This window comes from Streptomyces sp. NPDC046887, from assembly GCF_040644755.1.
GTDB classification, from domain to species: domain Bacteria; phylum Actinomycetota; class Actinomycetes; order Streptomycetales; family Streptomycetaceae; genus Streptomyces; species Streptomyces lichenis.
On the sequence record NZ_JBEYXH010000002.1, the window covers coordinates 1 to 19,362 of the forward strand.

At 72.8% G+C, this 19,362-nt stretch carries 23 protein-coding genes and 1 pseudogene; 8 read left to right on the forward strand and 16 right to left on the reverse strand.

Going from position 1 to position 19,362, the window contains the following annotated elements:
- The 3 genes and pseudogenes from ABZ945_RS03025 to ABZ945_RS03035 form a co-directional block, all read right to left on the reverse strand.
- Positions 1 to 102: pseudogene (locus ABZ945_RS03025) on the reverse strand (TerD family protein); the annotation flags it as partial.
- Between the two features lie 44 nt (positions 103 to 146).
- Positions 147 to 341, reverse strand: coding sequence for a DUF6191 domain-containing protein (locus ABZ945_RS03030; RefSeq protein ID WP_361262954.1), 195 nt, complete (start codon positions 339 to 341; stop codon positions 147 to 149).
- Between the two features lie 29 nt (positions 342 to 370).
- Entirely contained in the window at positions 371 to 553 is a 183-nt protein-coding gene (locus ABZ945_RS03035; RefSeq protein WP_019075209.1) for a DUF6104 family protein, read from the reverse strand.
- A 116-nt stretch (positions 554 to 669) separates the two neighbouring features.
- On the opposite strand from ABZ945_RS03035, the gene ABZ945_RS03040 reads away from it, so the two are divergent.
- Both ABZ945_RS03040 and ABZ945_RS03045 read left to right on the forward strand, forming a co-directional pair.
- Entirely contained in the window at positions 670 to 1,557 is an 888-nt protein-coding gene (locus ABZ945_RS03040) for a DUF4097 family beta strand repeat-containing protein (RefSeq protein ID WP_361262958.1), read from the forward strand.
- Between the two features lies 1 nt (position 1,558).
- Entirely contained in the window at positions 1,559 to 2,527 is a 969-nt protein-coding gene (locus ABZ945_RS03045; RefSeq protein ID WP_361262960.1) for a helix-turn-helix transcriptional regulator, read from the forward strand.
- Positions 2,528 to 2,597: 70 nt separating this feature from the next.
- Here the strand turns inward: ABZ945_RS03045 and ABZ945_RS03050 are convergent, their stop codons facing one another.
- From ABZ945_RS03050 to ABZ945_RS03095, 10 genes are all read right to left on the reverse strand, one after another.
- On the reverse strand, positions 2,598 to 3,032 hold the full coding sequence (locus ABZ945_RS03050) for a PIN domain-containing protein (protein WP_361262963.1): 435 nt from the start codon (positions 3,030 to 3,032) through the stop codon (positions 2,598 to 2,600).
- 7 nt (positions 3,033 to 3,039) lie between these two features.
- On the reverse strand, positions 3,040 to 3,291 hold the full coding sequence (locus tag ABZ945_RS03055; protein WP_361262965.1) for a CopG family transcriptional regulator: 252 nt from the start codon (positions 3,289 to 3,291) through the stop codon (positions 3,040 to 3,042).
- A 45-nt stretch (positions 3,292 to 3,336) separates the two neighbouring features.
- The gene (locus ABZ945_RS03060) at positions 3,337 to 3,906 is read right to left on the reverse strand and encodes a Clp protease N-terminal domain-containing protein (protein WP_361262968.1); all 570 of its coding nucleotides are present in this window, start codon (positions 3,904 to 3,906) and stop codon (positions 3,337 to 3,339) included.
- A 1-nt stretch (position 3,907) separates the two neighbouring features.
- Positions 3,908 to 4,117, reverse strand: a complete 210-nt coding sequence (locus ABZ945_RS03065) for a helix-turn-helix domain-containing protein (protein ID WP_248632618.1) — start codon at positions 4,115 to 4,117, stop codon at positions 3,908 to 3,910.
- A gap of 32 nt (positions 4,118 to 4,149) precedes the next feature.
- The gene (locus ABZ945_RS03070) at positions 4,150 to 5,514 is read right to left on the reverse strand and encodes a cellulase family glycosylhydrolase (protein ID WP_361263819.1); all 1,365 of its coding nucleotides are present in this window, start codon (positions 5,512 to 5,514) and stop codon (positions 4,150 to 4,152) included.
- A gap of 198 nt (positions 5,515 to 5,712) precedes the next feature.
- Positions 5,713 to 6,675, reverse strand: coding sequence for a zinc-binding dehydrogenase (locus ABZ945_RS03075; protein WP_361262973.1), 963 nt, complete (start codon positions 6,673 to 6,675; stop codon positions 5,713 to 5,715).
- Positions 6,676 to 6,760: 85 nt separating this feature from the next.
- Entirely contained in the window at positions 6,761 to 8,314 is a 1,554-nt protein-coding gene (locus ABZ945_RS03080; protein WP_361262976.1) for an alkaline phosphatase D family protein, read from the reverse strand.
- Positions 8,311 to 8,883: a phosphoesterase gene (locus ABZ945_RS03085; protein WP_361262979.1), complete on the reverse strand. Its 573-nt coding sequence runs from the start codon at positions 8,881 to 8,883 to the stop codon at positions 8,311 to 8,313. The genes ABZ945_RS03080 and ABZ945_RS03085 overlap by 4 nt, the downstream gene beginning before the upstream one ends.
- A gap of 152 nt (positions 8,884 to 9,035) precedes the next feature.
- On the reverse strand, positions 9,036 to 9,863 hold the full coding sequence (locus ABZ945_RS03090; RefSeq protein WP_361262982.1) for an adenosylcobinamide amidohydrolase: 828 nt from the start codon (positions 9,861 to 9,863) through the stop codon (positions 9,036 to 9,038).
- A gap of 88 nt (positions 9,864 to 9,951) precedes the next feature.
- Positions 9,952 to 11,178 carry an NADP-dependent malic enzyme gene (locus ABZ945_RS03095; RefSeq protein WP_361262985.1) on the reverse strand — a complete coding sequence of 409 codons (1,227 nt, stop codon included), beginning with the start codon at positions 11,176 to 11,178 and terminating at the stop codon, positions 9,952 to 9,954.
- Positions 11,179 to 11,969: 791 nt separating this feature from the next.
- On the opposite strand from ABZ945_RS03095, the gene ABZ945_RS03100 reads away from it, so the two are divergent.
- From ABZ945_RS03100 to ABZ945_RS03110, 3 genes are read left to right on the forward strand one after another with little or no spacing between them, the layout of a single operon-like run.
- Positions 11,970 to 12,962, forward strand: a complete 993-nt coding sequence (locus ABZ945_RS03100; RefSeq protein WP_361262988.1) for an ABC transporter substrate-binding protein — start codon at positions 11,970 to 11,972, stop codon at positions 12,960 to 12,962.
- Positions 12,963 to 13,005: 43 nt separating this feature from the next.
- Entirely contained in the window at positions 13,006 to 13,950 is a 945-nt protein-coding gene (locus ABZ945_RS03105) for an amino acid ABC transporter permease (protein WP_248632611.1), read from the forward strand.
- Positions 13,947 to 14,708, forward strand: coding sequence for an amino acid ABC transporter ATP-binding protein (locus tag ABZ945_RS03110; protein ID WP_361262992.1), 762 nt, complete (start codon positions 13,947 to 13,949; stop codon positions 14,706 to 14,708). Before ABZ945_RS03105 ends, ABZ945_RS03110 begins: the two co-directional genes overlap by 4 nt.
- Before the next feature lie 72 nt (positions 14,709 to 14,780).
- Here ABZ945_RS03110 and ABZ945_RS03115 read toward each other — a convergent pair whose 3' ends face one another.
- Positions 14,781 to 15,539 carry a class I SAM-dependent methyltransferase gene (locus tag ABZ945_RS03115; RefSeq protein WP_361262995.1) on the reverse strand — a complete coding sequence of 253 codons (759 nt, stop codon included), beginning with the start codon at positions 15,537 to 15,539 and terminating at the stop codon, positions 14,781 to 14,783.
- 129 nt (positions 15,540 to 15,668) lie between these two features.
- On the opposite strand from ABZ945_RS03115, the gene ABZ945_RS03120 reads away from it, so the two are divergent.
- Positions 15,669 to 16,295, forward strand: a complete 627-nt coding sequence (locus ABZ945_RS03120; protein WP_361262997.1) for a CGNR zinc finger domain-containing protein — start codon at positions 15,669 to 15,671, stop codon at positions 16,293 to 16,295.
- Here ABZ945_RS03120 and sodX read toward each other — a convergent pair.
- Positions 16,202 to 16,624 (reverse strand): nickel-type superoxide dismutase maturation protease, encoded by a 423-nt coding sequence (sodX, locus tag ABZ945_RS03125; RefSeq protein ID WP_361263000.1) that lies wholly within the window; start codon positions 16,622 to 16,624, stop codon positions 16,202 to 16,204. The two genes, ABZ945_RS03120 and sodX, sit on opposite strands and share 94 nt — an antisense overlap.
- A gap of 151 nt (positions 16,625 to 16,775) precedes the next feature.
- On the opposite strand from sodX, the gene sodN reads away from it, so the two are divergent.
- Both sodN and ABZ945_RS03135 read left to right on the forward strand, forming a co-directional pair.
- The gene (sodN, locus tag ABZ945_RS03130) at positions 16,776 to 17,174 is read left to right on the forward strand and encodes a superoxide dismutase, Ni (protein WP_248632608.1); all 399 of its coding nucleotides are present in this window, start codon (positions 16,776 to 16,778) and stop codon (positions 17,172 to 17,174) included.
- Between the two features lie 159 nt (positions 17,175 to 17,333).
- Positions 17,334 to 18,149, forward strand: coding sequence for a hypothetical protein (locus tag ABZ945_RS03135; RefSeq protein WP_361263004.1), 816 nt, complete (start codon positions 17,334 to 17,336; stop codon positions 18,147 to 18,149).
- A 99-nt stretch (positions 18,150 to 18,248) separates the two neighbouring features.
- Here ABZ945_RS03135 and ABZ945_RS03140 read toward each other — a convergent pair whose 3' ends face one another.
- A complete protein-coding gene (locus ABZ945_RS03140) occupies positions 18,249 to 19,199 on the reverse strand; it encodes a LysR family transcriptional regulator (protein ID WP_361263007.1) in 951 nt (316 codons plus the stop codon).
- Positions 19,200 to 19,362 lie beyond the last annotated feature (163 nt).

Here is a 19,362-nt window from a genome sequence, read left to right on the forward strand (position 1 = left end):
CCGGCCCAGGTCCACGATCAGCGACTCGTCGTCGCCGTCGCCCTCACCGGTGAGGTTGTCACCGGTGTGCTCGACCGAGCCCTCGGGGCTGGTGACCCGCGAGCGCGTCTCGCGGGACCGGGCCCCTTCGCGTACGGCTCCTGCCGCTACGAGGCGTCCCCGCCCCCCTCAACCCGGGCCCCCGGTACGCGGATGACGACCACCCCGCTGCCCAGGTCTATCGGACCGCGCCCGGGGTCGGCGTCCCCCACCTCCTCCAGGGTCATCTCCTGGCGGCGCTTCTCCTCTTCGGTGTGCCGCCGCCCGGGGGCGAACAGCTCGTTCAGTGCGCTCCCGAACATGGGATCTCCCTCGTTGGCGGCGGGGCCGCCTACTCGTCGTCGTCCTCGTCGTCCAGCCGGGCGAGCCAGGTGGCGAGGCGCTCGACCGGGACCTCGAAGTCCGGATTCAGATCGACGAAGGTGCGCAGCTGCTCGGCCAGCCACTCGAAGGTGACCTCCTCCTCGCCGCGCCGCTTCTCCAGTTCCTCGATGCCACGGTCCGTGAAGTACATGCGTACAGCCTAGCGAGCGCCCCGCACGGCATCCGGCTCTCTTGACGCCTCGGATCCGCGATATATCGTATCTACCGGAGAACGCGATATCTCGCGTTGCGAGCCGAGGAGGCGCCATGCCGGAATGGTCGGTCAGCGAGCCCGTACGGCTCACCTTCGACGACCCCGTCACCCAGCTGCGGGTACGCGTGGTGGACGGCGCCGTCAACGTGGTCGGCGTGGAGGAGGGGCCCGCGCGGCTGGAGGTGTCCGCGCTCTCGGGCCCGCCGCTCACCGTCACCCAGGAGGACGGCGTCCTCACCGTGGCGTACCCGGATCTGGCCTGGAAGGGGCTGCTCTCCTGGCTGGGCGGCAAGGAGTGGGAGCGCGGCGCCGTCGTCTCGGTGGCGGTACCGGCGGACGCGGTCGTCTCGGTCGGGTACGTCGGGGCGGAGGTCGTGGTCTCCGGGGTGCGGGGGAGCGCGGAGGTCCGCGGGGTGCACGGCCCGGCCACCCTGACCGGGATCTCCGGCGAGGTGCGGGCCGAGACGGTGGCCGGGGACGTGGAGGTGCAGGCGGTCACCGGCGGGCTGCGGTTCCGGTCGGTGTCCGGCGGGCTGACGGTGGTGGAGGGCGCGGGCGCCTCGGTACGGGCCGAGTCGGTGAGCGGGGCCGTGGTGATCGACCTGGACCCGGCCGACGCGCCCAGCGACGTACGGCTGAACACGGTCTCCGGCGAGGTGGCCATCCGGCTGCCACATCCGGCCGACGCCCGGGTGGAGGCGACGACCGCCGGCGGCAGCGTCTCCAACGCGTTCGAGGACCTCCGGGTGGACGGCCAGTGGGGCGTCAAGCGGATCACCGGCCGGCTCGGCGCGGGCCGGGGCACGCTGAAGGCCACCACGGTCTCCGGCTCCCTCGCCCTGCTCCGCCGCCCCGAGCCGGAGGCCCCCACGGCCGCAGACAACCCCGACGCTCCCAACGCCCCCGAGACTCCCGACGCCCCCGAGGGGAAGGTGCTCTGAGATGCCCGTGTTCGCCCACGGCCGCCTGCGGCTGTATCTGCTCAAGCTGCTGGACGAGGCCCCGCGCCACGGCTACGAGATCATCCGGCTCCTTGAGGAGCGCTTCCAGGGCCTGTACGCGCCCTCCGCCGGCACCGTCTATCCCCGGCTGGCCAAGCTGGAGGCGGAGGGGCTGGTCCGGCACACCACCGAGGGCGGCCGCAAGGTGTACGCCATCACCGACGCGGGGCGCGCCGAACTGGCCGACCGCAGCGGCGAGCTGGCCGACCTGGAGGTGGAGATCCGGGACTCGGTGGCCGAGTTGGCCGCGGAGATCCGGGAGGACGTGCGCGGGGCGGCCGGTTCGCTGCGCCAGGAGATGCGGGCGGCGGCCGGGGAGAGCCGGTACGAGGGGCCCCCGGGCGGCGGTGAGGAGCAGCGGGACGCCTGGTGGGCGGCGAAGGACGAGCTGCGCCGGGCCCGGCAGCAGTGGCGGGAGCAGACCCGGCAGGCCCGGGACGAGTCGCGGCGCGCCCGCGAGGACGCCCGCAGCGCCCGCAAGCAGGCCGAGGAGGCCCAGGAGCGCGCCCGCCGGGAGGTGCAGCGGATGGCCCAGCAGGTCCAGGAGCAGGTGCAGCAGCATCTGTCGGGCGGCCCCTGGCCGGCCGGGGTCCGCGACGGCCTGTCGGACCTGGCCGGCCGGCTCGGCGGCCTCTTCGCCGGAACGCCGACCGCGCCCCCGTACGCCAAGCCCGACCCCGGCCCCGCCGCGGCCGCCGCACCCGAGTGGGGTGCGGCGGACCCGGCCGAGGACCCGGCCCGCTCGCTGGAGCGGCTGCTGGACCGGCTCCGCGACGAGGTACGGGACGCGGCCCGCGACCACGGCGTGGACGCCGCCCAACTCGCCGAGGCCCGCCGCCATCTGGCCACCGCCTCGACCCGGATCACCGCCTTGCTCCGGGCGCCGGAGGGCGGGGACGGGAAGGGGTAGCGGGCCGGCCGCCCGCAGCACCGCGCGCGAACGACGAGCAGTGTCCGGCGGGGGCGGGACGGGGTGACGGCTACAGATCGTCTGGCAGCACCCGGAAACAGGGGTGCCGGTCGAGTGGGCGCAGGGCCCGGAAGTCGCGTACATCCCGGGTGAGAACGGCGTCCGTGCCGTACTGGGCGGCCAGGCAGACGTTCACCGCGTCCACCAGATCGAGGTTCAGGTCCCGGTACCGCGCCCGCACGTCCAGGGCCTTGTCGAGGAGGTCACCGGTGGTCTCGGCGAGGACGAGTCGCATGGAGCGGGTTCGCAGCGACAGCTTCCGCAGGATGGCGTCGGCCGCGCCCCGCCCCGCCCGGGCCGTGGCGACGTGGTGCACCTCGGTGAGCGTCGGCGGGCTGGCCACCAGGAGTGCTGCCTCGTCGGCGACCTTGCGGGAGCCCACGTGTGCGGGATCGCCGGAGTTGAACAGGGCGAGGAGACCCGTTGTGTCGGCGATGACGATCACCCTTCAGTCACCTCGCGCGGTCGTCGTCCGCGGCCCGGGCGACGATCGGCGCGATGTCTTCGGCGGTGACGGGACCACCGAAGTCGAAGACGTCGTCATCGTCGAGGAACGGCTCGTCCCAGACACGTGTCGCCAGGGCCATACGGTGGATCCCCTCGCGGATTATCTCCGCCTCGGAGACTCCTTGGCGCGCGGAAGCAGCCTTGATCAGCGCGAGGTCGGCTTCGTCCGCGTAGACGTTGGTTCGCTTGAGGGCCATATCGCCATGGTACAGCTTGTGTACCATGGCGACCCTCCGCCCGACCTAGGCCACCGCCCCCTCTCCCGGCTCGCCGCCCTCGGCGAGGGCGCGTTCCAGAGCCCCGTAGGTGGCGCCCTGTTCGGCGAGGACGTCGGCGACCGGGCCGGGGCGGGCGGCGAGGGCGAGCAGCAGGTGCTCGTCGCCGATGTACCGGTCGCCGCGGCCGAGGGCGACCCGCAGGGAGCGTTCCAGGACGCCCTTGGCCTCGGGGGTGAGACGGCCCCCTCCGAAGCGGCGCCGGAACCGGCGGTCACCGCGCAGCGCCCCGGTGCCGTGCACCGCCTCCACCCGGGAGACGATCTCGGCCACGTCGATGCCGAGCCCGGCGAGCGCCTCGGCGTCCGCCCGGGTCAGCCCGGCCCGCCGGGAGGCCTCGGCGAGCCCGGCGACCACCTGGTCCCGCCGGGCGGTGACCCCCAGCCGGTCGAGGGCGGCGGCGGACGGGGTGCCCTCCAGATCCAGCAGGGCGAGCAGCAGATGCTCCTCGGTGACGGGGCCGGCACCGGTGCGCTCGGCGTGCTCGACGGCGGCCTTGACCGCCGTACGGGCCGCCGCGGTGAACCGTTCGAACATCTCAGTGCCTCCCGTGCTTCTTGTGGACGGCCTGGCGGCTGACGCCCAGTTCGGCCGCGATCTCCTGCCACGACCAGCCCTGCGCGCGTGCGCCGCGGACCTGGACGGCTTCCAACTGCTCCAGCAGGCGCCGCAGCGCGGCGACGGCCCGCAGGCCGATCCGGGGGTCCCGGTCGCCCGCGCGTGCGGCGAGATCCGTTGCTTCGGTCATGGTGTCAATGTAGGTTGACACCCGTCGATACGTCAACCCTTGTTGACGGATACGGCGAGCATGGGGGTCCAGCCGACCGACACCCTCGCCCCCGGCGCCGCGCCCACCCGCACCCGGGCCGACTTCCCCGGCGCCACCACCGCCGTACGCGGCCAGGCGCGGCCCTCCACGGTCACCCGCCACCCGGTCGGGGCGGGCGGGAGGGAGAGCACGGTCGGCCCGGACCCGCGGCCGGCCCCCGCCACGTACCGCACCCCCTCCGGACCGGCGGCCAGCACCCGGCCCGCCACCGCCTCCGCGTACGGCGCGGCCGTCTGCTCCTTGTGGGTACGCCACCGCCCCTGGCCGTCCAGCGCGCAGTAGCCGCCGCCGTAGCACCAGACATAGCCCGCCCAGCCGGAGGAGTAGCGGTTCAGCGAGGCGAGCGCGTCCCGGTAGAACCGGCCCATGTGCGGCAGGGAGTTGTTCAGCGGGCCCCACTCCCCCACCACCACCGGCACCCGGTAGCGCCGCGGGTACGCGGTCACCGCCGCCTCATAGGCCTCGATCCACCCGGCCTCCGGGTCGTAGTCGGCGCCCGCCTCCATCGCGGTGTTGTAGAAGTGCGGCGCGTACACCACCTTCGGGTCCCGGATCCGGTCGAGCCCGGTGGGCACGCCCTCCCCCACGATCGGCGTGGGCTCGACGAACAGCCAGCTTCCCCGGTCCACCGAACGGACCGCCGCCGCCATCCGGTTGTACATCGGGGTCAGCTGCTCCCGCTCGATCCGGCGGGCCGCGTCCGGCAGTTCCTCCCCCGGCCGCAGCTCGCCCATCGGCTCGTTGATGAGGTCGTAGCCGAGCACCGCCGGGTGGCCGCCGAACCGCCCGGCCAGCACCCGCCACATGGCCGCCTGGGCGCGGCGCAGGTCGGCGTCCTCGTAGAGATGGGTGAACGCCCGCTGCACCGCGGGCTCGAAGTACTCGGAGAACCAGTCGTCCGGACGCGGGGTGAACGGCAGCCCGTCGGTCCTGGTCGCCCACTCCGGGATGCCCCGGTGCCCGAACGCGGGCCCGAAGACATCCTGGTGGGCGTCGATCAGCACCCGGATCCGATGGCGGTGCGCCCAACCCAGGATCCGGTCGATCTTCCGCAGATACGCCTCGCTGTACTGCCCGCGCCGGGGCTCCAGGTCGTCCCAGAAGACCAGCAGCCGGGCGAAGCCGAACCCGTGGGCCCTCAGGTCGCGGAAGTGCTTCTCGGTGATGGCGGCCAGGGCGTCCGCCCCTCGCCCGGACTTGTCCTCCACGTTCCAGCCGCGCAGGGTGAGCACCCGCCCCCGCTCGTCGGTGAGCGGCGGAATGCCCTCAGCGGAGGGGGAGACGGAGACGGAGACGGAGATCGACGACACAGGCACGGGGGCGGGGGCGGACGGCAGCAGGGCCAGCAGCGCGGCCAGGGCGGCGGCGGGGGCGAGTAGGCGCACGGGGGACCTCCGGCTCGGGTGCCGGAGATCCCATCAGCGGGCCCGAGCCGCCATCAAGACGCAGACCGGCCACATGTCCCGCCCCTCCCGCTCCCTCCCTCCCCCTCCCTCCCGCTCCCTCCCGCTCCCTCAGACGGTCAGCACGATCTTGCCGAAGAGGTCGCCGGCCGCCATCCGCTCGAAGCCGTCCCGGGCCCGGTCCAGCGGCAGCACCCCGTCGATCACCGGGCGCACCCCGGTGGCCGCGCAGAAGGACAGCAGGTCCTCCAGCTCGTCCTTGGAGCCCATGGTGGAGCCGACCACCTTCAGCTCCAGGAAGAAGATCCGGGTCAGCTCGGCGTGCGAGGGGCGGTCGCCGCTGGTGGCGCCGGAGATCACCAGGGAGCCGCCGGGCCGCAGCGACTTCACCGAGTGCGACCAGGTGGCCGCGCCGACCGTCTCGATCACCGCGTCCACCCGGTGCGGCAGCCGGGCGCCCGGCTCGAAGGCCTCGGCGGCGCCCAGTTCGACGGCCCGCTTCCGCTTGGCCTCGTCGCGGCTGGTGGCGTACACCCGAAGGCCGGCCGCCTTGCCGAGGACGATCGCGGCGGTGGCCACCCCGCCGCCGGCGCCCTGCACCAGCACCGAGTCCCCGGGGCGTACCCCGGCGTTGGTGAACAGCATCCGGTACGCGGTGAGCCAGGCGGTCGGCAGGCAGGCGGCCTCCTCGAAGGACAGCTCCTTCGGCTTGGGCAGCACGTTCCAGGCGGGGACGGTGACCCGCTCGGCGAAGGTGCCCTGGTAGCGCTCGGTCAGCAGCGAGCGCGGCTCGTCGGGGCCGACGCCGTGGCCGCTCTGCCCGATCACCGAGTGCAGCACCACCTCCCGGCCGTCCTGGTCGATCCCGGCGGCGTCGCAGCCGAGGATCATCGGCAGCTTGTCCTCGCCGAGGCCGACCCCGCGCAGCGACCACAGGTCGTGGTGGTTGAGCGAGGCGGCCTTGACGGTGACGGTGGTCCAGCCGGGACGTGCCTCGGGCTCCGGGCGTTCGCCCAGTTCAAGGCCGTTGAGCGGCTGGTCGCGGTCGATTCTGGCGGCGTAGGCAGCGAACATGGCCCGACCCTAGGGCGGTCACGGGACGCGGCGGAACCACACCGGGGTGTGACACGCGCCGCGTCCCGATCGCTGAGAGGTGGGATCAGTCGCGGCGCCACTGGGCCGGGCTGCCCTTGGTCGCCGGATCCTCGTACGAGCCGGTGCGGCCCCGGTCCACATGGAAACTGGTCAGGGTGGTGACCGGGGAGAGCGGGTCGCGGCGGTCGGCGATCACCCGCATCCGGGTGGTGAACCGTTCCGGCGTCAGCTCGTAGACGTCATAGCCGTAGCGGTTGCCCTCGAAGTACTTCAGATGCGGGTTGCCCCGGCCCATCAGCGGGCCGTTGGTGGTGTTCCAGTCGGCCGCGTAGCCGCCGGAGGTCACCGAGTGGGCGGTGAACTCGGTGCCGACCAGCGGGGAGGAGGTGTCGTCGAAGTCCACCCGGAGGTCGTCCACGAAGGCGGAGTGCCAGTCGCCGGTGACCACCACCAGGTCCTCCAGGCCGCTGCTGTGCACATGGCCGAGGATCTCCTTGCGCTCGGCCAGGAAGCCGTCCCACTGGTCGGTGAACATATACGAGCCGCCGGGCCGCCCGCGCAGCTGGCTGAGCATGATCGAGTTGGCCCAGACGTGCCAGGAGTCCGGCGCCCGGTCGATGGTGCCCTTCAGCCAGCCCTTCTGCTCCGCGCCCAGGATGGTGCCGTCGGCGAGGTTCTGCGCCGAGCGGTAGGAGCGCAGGTCCAGGACGGTCAGCTCCAGCAGGTTGCCCCAGCGCCGGGTGCGGTGCAGCACCGGGTCGGGCAGCGCGGACTCGCCGCCGTCGCGGTGCGGCATGTTCTCGTACCAGGCCTGGTACGCGGCGGCCCGCCGTTGCAGGAACGGCGCCCCGCCGCCCGTACCGCTGTAGTCGTTGGCCACCTCGTGGTCGTCCCAGGTCAGGAACCACGGGTGGGCCGCGTGCGCCTCGCGCAGGGAGGCGTCGCCCTTGTACAGGGCGTGCCGGCGGCGGTAGTCGGCGAGGGTGAGGACGGCCGGGCCCTCGTGGTCGCGGACATGGTCGCCGCCGACCGGCCCGTGCTCGTAGATGTAGTCGCCCAGGTGGACCACGAAGTCCACGTCCTCGCGGGCGATGCCGCGGTGGGCGGCGTAGTAGCCGTCGTGGAAGGCCTGGCAGTTGGCGGCGGCGAACCGCACCCGGGACACGGTGCCGCTGGGCGCGGTCCGGGTCCGCCCCACCCGGCTGGTCTTCCCCAGCGCCTTGAAGGCGTACCAGTACGTCCGTCCGGCGGCCAGCCCCTGCACCGGGACGTGCACGCTGTGCCCGAGGGTGGCGGAGGCGGGCGCGCTGCCCCGGGCGACCACCCGGCTCAGCGCCTGGTCCTCGGCCACCACCCACTCCACGGCCACCACCTCGGGCAGCTTCTGCTCGGCGGCGAGCGGCTCCGGGGCCAGCCGGGTCCACAGCACCACCGACCCCGGCTGCGGGTCGCCGGAGGCCACGCCCAGGGTGAAGGGGGCCGGGTCGTAGTCGGCGCCCAGGGCCTCGGCGGCCTCCCGCGCCTGGGCGGGCGACAGCCCGGCCGACAGCGGCCAGACGGTGTTCAGCGCCCCGGCGGCGCCGGCCGCCTTCAGCAGGGTCCGTCGGTCCAGCGTCACTTGCTGCCCCCCGTGAGCGTGAGCGATATCCCGTCCGCGTAACCGTCGTTGGAGGTGCCGCCGCCGGTGCGGGTGAGCACCAGCAGCAGCCGGGCGGTACGCGCCCCAGGCGGCACCAGCGCCCCGGCGGCCCGCTTGACCAGCCCGGTCCGACCGCCCCGCTCGCCGGAGGTCACCGGCCCCAGCACGCTGAGCGCCACCGGGGTGCCCCGGCCGTCCCGGAACTCCACCGAGAGCCGGGCCCCGTCCTCCTGGGTGGCGTATCCGCCGAGCCAGGCCTCCACCGCGTACCGCACCCGGCCCGCGTCGATCGCCGCGTGCCCGGTCGCCCCGGACGCGGGCAGGGCGATGTCCTGCACCAGGGCGGTACGCGGGGAGTTCCCGCCCGAGAAGAAGCGGCTGCCGCGCCGGTCCGGCCCGGGATCGCCGGTGCCGGGATAGCCGCCGCCGAAGGTGTACGCGACGAGCGCGGGCGCGCCCTGCGCCACCCGCCACCCGGTCACCGTGGTGACGGGTGTGTCGGTACCTCCGGGTCCGGTCTCGGCGTCGCCGTTGACGACCAGGTTCACTCGCGCCTCCAGGGTGGGGGTTCCAGGGCTGTCGCGCCGGGGCATTGCAGCAGCCCAGGGTGAACTCGGGAAGAGCACCGGCCGACATCGCGCGAACCGTCCAAGGGCCAAGGACGGAAGTCCAACCGGGGCCTCGGTATCGGCGCCGGGCCTCAGGGGGCGGGCGTGGCCTCGCGGACGGCTTGGTGGACGGCGCGGGCCAGGCGGGCGCCCCAGGGGGAGCGGGGGCCGGCGAAGGCGTGGAGGGGGTCGCCGGGGCGGGGTTCGCGGGCGGCGACGCAGACCGCGTCGGTGGGGGTGCCGGAGCAGTCGTAGCCGAGGTCGAGCAGTGCCTGGACCTTGGCCTCGGTGGCCGTGGCCACGGCGTTGACCAGGGCGGAGTCGGTGAGCGCCACCGGGAGGGCGGCCAGGATGTTGATGGTGCCGGGGGCGGGCGCGCTCTCCGGTGGGGCGGCGCTTCCCTGCGGGGCGGCGGCACTCCCCGACTGGGCAGGCGCGCTCCCCCGCGAGGCGGCACTCCCCGGCTCGGCGGGCGCACTTCCCGGCTGGGCGGGCGCGCTCCCCCCTGGTACGGCCGCCCGGCCCCGTACCGGGACCGGCGGGGCGGCCGCCCAGCCGCGTACCGAGACCCCGGAGGTCACCACCGCCTCGGCGCCGCCGTCCTCCGCATGTGCGCGGCCGCGCACCTCCGCGGCGGTCATCAGGCCGACCCCCGGACCGGCCGCGCCCGCCGCCCGGGCCAGCTCGGCCAGGTGGCGGTCCGGGTCGGGGCGCCGGTAGCCGTGCGCGACCTGGGCGTTCAGCACCCAGGCACGGGGTCCGAGGCCGCCGCCGAGTACCGCGCTGCTGATCATCCGCCAGCCGGGCCCCGCGTCCCAGAGCAGCGCGGGCAGCTCCTCCCCGTCCTCGACGCGGAGCAGCTGCCGGACGGTCAGCAGACCCGCGGCGGCGGTACGGGCCGGCGGCAGGACGGAGGTCACCGGTCGGGGGCTCCCAGCGGAAGGGCGTAACGGCAGAAAGGGGGCCGCGCCGCACCCTGCACGGGGTGCGGCGCGGCCCTGGGTGGTGTCAGCGGCGCGCGACGCCCTCGGCGCGGGCGGCGGCGGCCACCGCGGCCGTGACGGCCGGGGCGACCCGCTCGTCGAACGGCGAGGGGATCACATAGTCCGCGGCGAGCTGGTCGCCGACCACATCCGCCAGCGCGTTGGCGGCGGCGATCTTCATGCCCTCGGTGATCCGGGCGGCCCGGACCTGGAGGGCGCCGGCGAAGATGCCGGGGAAGGCCAGCACGTTGTTGATCTGGTTCGGGTAGTCCGAGCGGCCGGTGGCCACCACCGCGGCGTACTTGTGCGCCACGTCCGGGTGGACCTCCGGATTCGGGTTGGCCATGGCGAACACGAACGAGCCCGGGGCCATGGAGGCCACGGCCTCCTCGGCGACCGTGCCGCCGCTGACGCCGATGAAGACGTCCGCCCCGGCGAGCGCCGACTCCAGGGTGCCGGAGATGCCCGCCTTGTTGGTGAGCTCGGCCAGCTCCCGCTTGACCGGGGTGAGGTCCTCGCGGTCGCGGCTGACCACGCCCTTGCGGTCGGCGACCGCCACGTCACCGAGCCCGGCCTCCAGCAGGAACTTGGCGATGGCGACACCCGCCGCACCCGCGCCGGAGATCACCGCGCGCAGCTCGCCCAGGCCGCGGCCGGTGAGCTTGGCGGCGTTGCGCAGGGCCGCCAGGGTGACCACCGCGGTGCCGTGCTGGTCGTCGTGGAAGACCGGGATGTCCAGCCGCTCCTGGAGCTTGCGCTCGATGTCGAAGCAGCGCGGCGCCGAGATGTCCTCCAGGTTGACCCCGCCGAAGGAGGGGGCCAGGCGGACGATGGTGTCCACGATCTCGTCGGTATCGGTGGTGGCGAGCGCGATCGGGACCGCGTCCACCCCACCGAACTGCTTGAAGAGGATCGCCTTGCCCTCCATCACCGGGAGGGAGGCCTCCGGGCCGATGTCGCCGAGCCCGAGCACCGCGGTGCCGTCGGTGACCACGGCGACCACCTGGGACTTCCAGGTGTAGTCGTGGACGAGCTCGGGCTGCTCGGCGATGGCGGTGCACACCTTGGCGACGCCGGGGGTGTACGCCAGGGACAGGTCGTCCCGGTCGCGCACCGGCACGGTCGCCTGGATCGCCATCTTGCCGCCCCGGTGCAGGGCGAACGCCGGATCGAAGGGTTCGCCGGCGGCACTCTCGGCACTCTGGGTGCCCTTGTCGCTGTCGCTGCGAGGATTCACGATCTCCGCTGCCATGGTGTTGACCCCTTAATTCTTTGCAGTTGAGGGTGGCCACTCCTGGTTGAGGAGGGGTGGGCGGACCCGCGTACGCGCCCTGCGGCGGCGGATGACCCGCCCCCGCCGGGGGGAGGTTGCGTACGCGCGGGCGCGCCGCACACGCGCCCTGAGCCCCGGATGAGGGGTGTAAGGGTCTGTTCTACCGGACGGAGGGCACCGACGACGAGTCGGTATGGGCGACGGCACATGCGGGTCGCCCGGGGCCGGCCGTCGGGACTGCGCGGGTCCGTCCGGCGGACCGGCCGGGTCCGGCCCGTCAGTCGGCATCGGCCGGCGTCGACCGGCATCGACCGACCGTCAGCCCGGCCGTCAGCCCGACCGTCAGCCCGCCCGTCAGTCGGCCGTCAGCCGCCCTCAGCCGACCGGACCCCACCCCGGCCCCCATTCACCGGACACGGACTGTGACCGGCGTAACGACTCATGCCCGGAAATGCCGACAAGTCCGCACCCACACCGCATTGCCGCCGGAATACCGTCCACATGACGAGATCGACCGGAGATTTTCCGGCCCGGAAGTCGGTGCCCCGCAGATGGTCCGGCCTTGTCGTACCGGCCTCGCGGGGATCGGGGGTTTCCCGTTATCCGATTTTGACATGCCAAGTCCCCTGCGCCCCCCGGTCCGAATGGCAAGATGCGCGTATTCGCACGAGGTCGCGACACCCGAAGGTGTGTGTGCCCGACCGATTGGCTTCCCCTCTTCGCGAGCTCCAGCAGCTCCACGAGCCTTCACCAGCCGGAGGAACCCGACCATGACCGCAAGCACCACCCGTTCGGCCACCGCGAGGACCCGGACGTCGAAGCCGTCCCGGATAGCCGCCCTCGCCGCCGTCGCGGTCGCCGGCTCGATGCTGCTGACCGCCTGCGGCGACCAGACCGAGAGCGGCAAGGTCGCCCCCAAGGACGAGGGCTCCTCCCAGGCCGCCGTCGCCGCCCCGCTCGCCGACCGCCTGCCCAAGGCGATCCGCGACAAGGGCGTGATCAAGGTCGGTTCGGACATCGCGTACGCCCCGGTCGAGTTCAAGGACAAGGACGGCAAGACCACCGGCATCGACCCGGACATCGCCGACGCGATGAGCAAGCAGCTCGGGGTGAAGTTCGAGTTCCAGAACGGCACCTTCGACACCCTGATCACCGGCCTGCGCGCCAAGCGCTACGACATCGCCATGTCGGCGATGACGGACACCAAGGACCGCCAGGAGGGTGTCGACTCGGAGACCAAGAAGAAGGTCGGTGAGGGCGTCGACTTCGTCGACTACTTCTCCGCCGGTGTCTCGGTCTACACCAAGAAGGGCGCCGACAAGGGCATCAAGACCTGGTCGGACCTGTGTGGCAAGAAGCTCGTGGTGCAGCGCGGCACGGTCTCGCACGACCTGGCCAAGGCCGAGTCCAAGAAGTGCACGGAGGGCAAGAAGGGCGAGATCGCCATCCAGTCCTTCGACAACGACCAGCTGGCCCAGACCCGGCTGCGCTCCGGTGGCGCCGACGCCGGCTCCTCGGACTTCCCGGTCGCCGCCTACGCGGTGCAGACCTCCGGCGGCGGCAACGACTTCCAGATCGTCGGCGAGCAGGTCGAGGCCGCCCCGTACGGCATCGCCGTGGCCAAGGGCAACGACCAGCTGCGGGACGCGATCAAGTCGGCGATGGACGCCATCATCGCCAACGGCGAGTACAAGAAGATCCTGGACAAGTGGGGTGTCGCCGCGGGTGCGGTGACCGAGGCCAAGATCAACGGCGGCGTCTGAGCGTCCGGCCGCAGAGCACCGCGCAGGCCTGAAAGGCACCACCGTGAGCACTGACATCGACAAGAAGCCGGCGGAGGACACCCCTCCGCCGCCCGGCGGCCCGGAAGCCATCAAGGCGATCCCGGTCCGGCACATCGGCCGCTACATCACCGCGGTCGTCGCGATCGCGCTGTTCGCCGCGATCGTCTACGCCTTCTCGCAGGGCAAGATCAACTGGGACGCCATCCCGGAGTACTTCTTCGAGGACCGGATCCTGGAGGGCGTCGGGCAGACCCTGCTGCTGACCGCCGTCTCCATGGCGATCGGCATCGTCGGAGGCATCCTCCTGGCGGTGATGCGGCTCTCCAAGAACCCGGTGACCTCCTCCATCGCCTGGTTCTACATCTGGTTCTTCCGCGGCACCCCGGTCCTGGTCCAGCTGATCATCTGGTTCAACCTGGGCCTGGTCTTCGAGTTCATCAACATGGGCCCGGTCTACAAGGACGAGTGGGCCGACTTCATGACGCCGTTCCTGACGGCGCTGCTCGGCCTCGGCCTCAACGAGGCCGCGTACATGGCCGAGATCTGCCGCGCGGGCCTCCTCGCGGTGGACGAGGGCCAGACCGAGGCCGCGCACGCCCTGGGCATGAGCCACTCCAAGACCCTGCGCCGGATCGTGATCCCGCAGGCGATGCGGGTGATCGTGCCGCCCACGGGCAACGAGGTCATCAACATGCTGAAGACGACCTCACTCGTCTCGACCGTGCAGTTCTACGAGTTGCTACGGAACGCCCAGGACATCGGCCAGACCTCCGGCGCCCCGGTGGAGATGCTCTTCGTCGCCGCCTCCTGGTACCTGATCCTGACCTCGGTCCTCAGCGTCGGCCAGTACTACCTGGAGCGGTACTACGCCCGCGGCTCCAGCCGCAGCCTGCCGCCGACCGTCTTCCAGAAGATCAAGGCCAACGTCCTGTCCCTGTCCAACCGCCCGGCGGGAGGTGCCGCATGACCGCCATGGTGAAGGCCGAGGGCGTCCACAAGTCCTACGGCGCCGCCCACATCCTCAAGGGCATCGACCTGGAGGTGGCCGAGGGCGAGGTGTTCTGCCTGATCGGCCCGTCCGGCTCCGGCAAGTCCACCTTCCTGCGGTGCATCAACCACCTGGAGAAGATCAACGCCGGCCGGCTGTACGTCGACGGCGAGCTGGTCGGCTACCGGCAGAAGGGCGACAAGCTCTACGAGCTGAAGGACAGCGAGGTCGCGCTGAAGCGGCGGGACATCGGCATGGTGTTCCAGCGCTTCAACCTGTTCCCGCACATGACGGCCGTGGAGAACGTCATGGAGGCGCCGGTCCAGGTCAAGGGCGAGACCCGGGCGGTGGCCCGGGAGCGGGCGAAGAAGCTGCTGGACCGGGTCGGCCTCGGCGACAAGGCCGGCAACTACCCCTCGCAGCTCTCCGGCGGCCAGCAGCAGCGGGTGGCGATCGCCCGGGCGCTCGCCATGGAGCCCAAGCTGATGCTCTTCGACGAGCCGACCTCCGCGCTCGACCCCGAGCTGGTCGGCGACGTCCTGGACGTGATGCGGGACCTCGCCGAGTCGGGCATGACCATGGTGGTCGTCACCCACGAGATGGGCTTCGCCCGCGAGGTCGGCGACTCGCTGGTCTTCATGGACGGCGGCGTGGTCGTGGAGTCCGGCCACCCCCGCGAGGTGCTCACCAACCCCCAGCACGACCGGACGAAGGCGTTCCTGTCCAAGGTGCTGTAGCTCCGCGGCAGCCGCACGGCGAAGGGGCGGTACGGGATTCCGTACCGCCCCTTCGTCCTTTCCGCTCCCCCGCTACCGCACCGCCAGCACCAGCGCGTCGCTCGGCGAGGACCAGACCGTGCGGGCCTCGGCGAAGCCGGCCGCGCGCAGGGTACGGGCGTGCCAGTCGGCGGAGGGGGTGTCGCCGTCGGCGTGCTCCCCGTAGATCGCGAACCGCTCGGCGGTCGGACCGGCCAGCGCCGGGTCCTTGGCGGCCAGCTCCCACCAGCCGGCCCAGTCCACCGCCCCGGCCGCCTTGCGCCGTTCCATCGCGGCATACCGGTGGGCCCGCTCGGCCTCGTTGATCCGCGGGGTGGTCTCGTCGATCATCCGGTCGGCGTTCATGAAGGCACCGCCCTCCCGCACCACTCCGGCGAGCTGCCCGTACAGGGTGGCCAGCGGCTCGCTGTGCAGCCAGTGCAGAGCCGTGGCCGTGAGCACCGCGTCGTACGAGGTGTGCGGCAGCGCCTTGGTCCACTCCGGGTCCTTCAGATCCGCCCGGACGAAGGAGACCCGCTCGTCACCGGCGAAGTAGCCCTCGGCGATGGCCAGCAGGGCGGGATCGAGGTCCACCCCGGTGCTGCTCGCGTCCGGGAACCTTTTCAGCAGCCGGTCCGTGATACTCCCCGTACCGCACGCGAGGTCCAGCACCCTCGGCGCGGTGCCGGCGAGCGCCTCGACCATGTCGAGCATGACCCGGAACCGCTCCTCGCGGTCGGGCATGTACCACTCCTGCTGGCGGTCCCAGCTCTCCTGCCACCCCGCCCAGTCGGCCACCCCACCATTCCCCATGCCCATCCCCATCCCCGTTCCCTTTTCCGCAGACGCCTCCGCCACCGCCGACCTCCGTAATACCCTCGACTGAGTACCGTCTCTTACCGCCTTCCGCCCGACCCTAGACCGCCGCCGTAAGGACTACAAGTGGAACTGGCCTCTTACTCGGACTACGCCGTACGACTGGTGAACACCGAGGAGCCGGCGCGCGGCTCCGACTCCCTCACCTCGGTCGAGGCGGTCCGCGAACTGTTCGGCGCGGCCTCACAGATGGCCCGGCGGGTCACCGACTCCGACGTCACCCGCTTCCGCTCCATCCGCGCCCGGCTGCGCGCCGTCTTCACCTCCGCCGACGAGGGCGACCACGGCGGGGCGGTGGACCTGCTCAACTCACTGCTGCTGGAGTTCCCGGTCAGCCCGCAGATCTCCGGCCATGACTTCCTGGACGACGAGGGCCGGCCGCGCTGGCACATGCACCTGGCGGACCACTCCTCCAACGCCACCACCGGGTACGCGGCGATCGCCGCGATGGGCCTCGCCTTCCATCTCACCGAGTACGGGGCGGACCGGCTGGGCCTGTGCCAGGCCGCGCCCTGCCGCAACGCCTATCTGGACACCTCGACCAACCGCTCCCGGCGCTACTGCTCCGACCGCTGCGCCACCCGCGCCAACGTGGCCGCCTACCGGGCCCGCAAGCGCCGGGAGGCCGGCGCGGCGGACACCGGCCGCACCGCCGAGGCCAGCCAGGCGAGCACCGCGCCGGGCGAGCGCTGAAGCCCCGGCCGCATCCCCCGGTAGCGGGCCGCCACCCGCCCGAGGACCAGCTCCTCCGGTACGGGGCCGAAGGCCCGGCTGTCGGTGCCCTCGGCCGCCTCGCTGTCCCCCAGCACCCACCAGCCGCCGGGCCGCCAGCCGGCCAGCCGCTTGACGATCAGCAGGTCCTGCTGGAGCGGATGGCGCATCACCGCCACGTCCCCGGTGCGCAGCTCCACCCCGTAGCGGACCAGCAGCCGGTCCCCGTGCACCAGGGTCGGCACCATGGACGGCCCCACCACCTCGGCGAACCCCCACGCGGGCCCCTGGCCCCTGCGCCGCCCGCTCATCGACCGCTCTCCTCCACTCCCTGGAGCTTCCTCCACAGGTCCCCTCCTCGCCCCGGACTTTTGTCGTAAGCCCACGGGGGCACCCGAGAAAAGCGCCGCCTCAGGGAGTAATGTCCCACCTGAGAAGACGATCACGAGGAAGGACGGCACCATGCTTTCCCGCCTGTTCGCCCCCACGGTGAAGGTCAGCGCGCACTGCGACCTCCCCTGCGGCGTGTACGACCCGGCCCAGGCCCGTATCGAGGCCGAGTCGGTCAAGGCCATCCAGGACAAGATGGCCGGCAACGACGACCCGCACTTCCAGGCCCGCGCCACCACCATCAAGGAGGAGCGCGCGGAGCTGGCCAAGCACCATGTCTCGGTGCTGTGGAGCGACTACTTCAAGCCCCCGCACTTCGAGAAGTACCCGGAGCTGCACCAGCTGGTCAACGACACCCTGAAGGCCCTCTCGGCCGCCAAGGGCTCCAAGGACCCGGCCACCGGCCAGAAGGCCCTGGACCACATCGCCCAGATCGACAAGATCTTCTGGGAGACCAAGCAGGCCGCCTGACCCTGCCGCGCATCACCCACGGGGCCCGTCCAGCGACACCGGACGGGCCCCGTCGGCGTACCGGGACCGGAGCCCGGACCATCGGCCCCGGGCCCCAACTGGCTGCTGTGGAGCGGCCGTCGGCGCATGCGGAGGGTGCTCGGGGGGTAGCGTCGGGCCATGTCGACGCCTCCGCCGTCCTATCCGCCCGGTCCCGGTCCGCATCGGCCCGGCGGGCCGGTGGGGCAGAACCCCTACGCGCAGCCGCTCGGGCACGTTCCCGGGCAGTCCGGCCCCGGTGGGCCGTATCCGCCGATACCGCACGGCCCACCGGCCCCGCCCAGTGGGCGCAGACGGGTGCCGGGGTGGGTGTGGGGCCTCGGCGGTGTCCTGGTGGCGTCGGCGGTGTGGGCGGGGGCGCTCTTCGGCAGCGGGGTGCTGGACGATCCGGAGCCGGAGTTCGGGGGGCACCGGTACGCCGCCGACCTCTGCGAGACGTTCCGCTTCGAGGGGTTCGAGAAGCGCTACGACTTCCAGGACATCGAGGACGGCGACGCGTACGGCTCCCGGCAGAAGGGCGTCGACCAGAGCTCGTGCAGCCGCCGGCTGAACGCCAAGGGCGCCGAGGACACCACGCTGGCGGACGGCTATCTCTCCGCGCACGCCGTGTGGCACAAGGGGTCGGACCCGGCGCCGGAGTTCGCCTCGTTGCAGAGCGCGTCCGAGGACCGCTCCACCGACGACTACAGCTACGAGGTGGCACCCGCCGACGACCTGGGCGACGAGGCGTACACGGTGACGACCGTGCGGAAGTCCGGCACCGGGGAGAAGGAGGTCGGCAATATGTCGCTGGCCGCCCGGGACGGGTGGTTCACCCTGGAGCTGTCCTGGAGCTGGTACGGCTCCGACGACGAGGGTGAGGTGCCGACCGAGCGGGAGCTGCGGCGGCTGCTGGGGGGCGAGATGCGCGCGGCCCTGGAGGCGCTGCGAAAGTAGCGCGGCGAACGGGCGGGGCGGTGGGGGTCATGGGCGGTATGGCCTTCTGGGAGGAGTGGGGGTTTCCCAGCGGGGAGGGGGGAGTCGGGGGCGGGCGGGTCAGGCCGCCTGGATCAGGGGGCTGCCGTGGCACATCAGCCACTGGCGGTAGGGGCGGGCGCGTAGGGCGGCGTCCCGGTAGGCGGCGGTGAGTTCGGCGTACGCGGGAGGGCCGGCCTCGGCGCCGGGTCTGCTGTAGAGCAGCAGCCTTACGCCCAGCGGGTCGCCCAGTAACGGGCGGATCGCCATGTCGTCGCGGGGCCCCGAGGTCGGCTGGCAGGGCGCCACGGCCTCTCCGGCGACGATCAGCGAGCTGGCCGTGTGGTAGTCGGCGTGCAGGATGGGCGGGTCGATACCGGCCTCGTCCAGCACCCGGCGCAGCCCGTCCCATTCGCCGTCCACGGTGGGGTCCACCATCCAGCGGTCGTCCGCGAGATCGGCCAGGTCCACCACGGCGGATCCGGCGGCCGGGTGGTCCAGGGCCAGCGAGACGAACTGCGGCTCCCGCTCCACCAGGACGTACCGCTCCAGGCCCTCCGGGACCCGCAGCGGGCTGCCCTCCACCTCGTGGACGAAGGCCACGTCGAGCTGTCCGGCGGCGAGGGCACGCAGCAGGGCGTTGGCGGAGACGTCCATATGCAGGGTGATGTCGGTCCCGGGCAGCCGCTGCCGCAGTCGGCGCAGCCAGCCGGCCAGCGCGCGGCTGGCGGTGGAGCCGACCCGCAGCCGGGCCCCGTCCGGGCAGGCGGCCGCCGCCCGGGTCTCGCTGACCAGCACCGCCATCTGCGCCACCAGCGGGCGGGCCCGGCTGAGCACGGTCAGACCCAGCGGGGTGGGCCGGCAGCCGCCCCGGGCCCGGGTGAACAGCTCCGCGCCGAGGGCGTTCTCGATGCGGCGCAGCTGGGTCGTCAGGGACGGCTGGCTGACGCCGAGCTGGCGGGCGGCCTTGTGCAGGCTGCCGCTGTCGGCGATGGCGCACAGCGCCCGCAGGTGTCTCACCTCCAGTTCCATATCCGCAGATTAGGACGGGCACCGCACGTCACACCAGACACGCAGGGGGAGTTGGGGGTGGCGATACGCCGGGGTTATCACCCGTTGGCATCATCCGTACGGGGCCAGCTTTCCCCGACACTCCTGTCAGACCGGACGGCCCACCCAACCGTTCCGGCAGTTA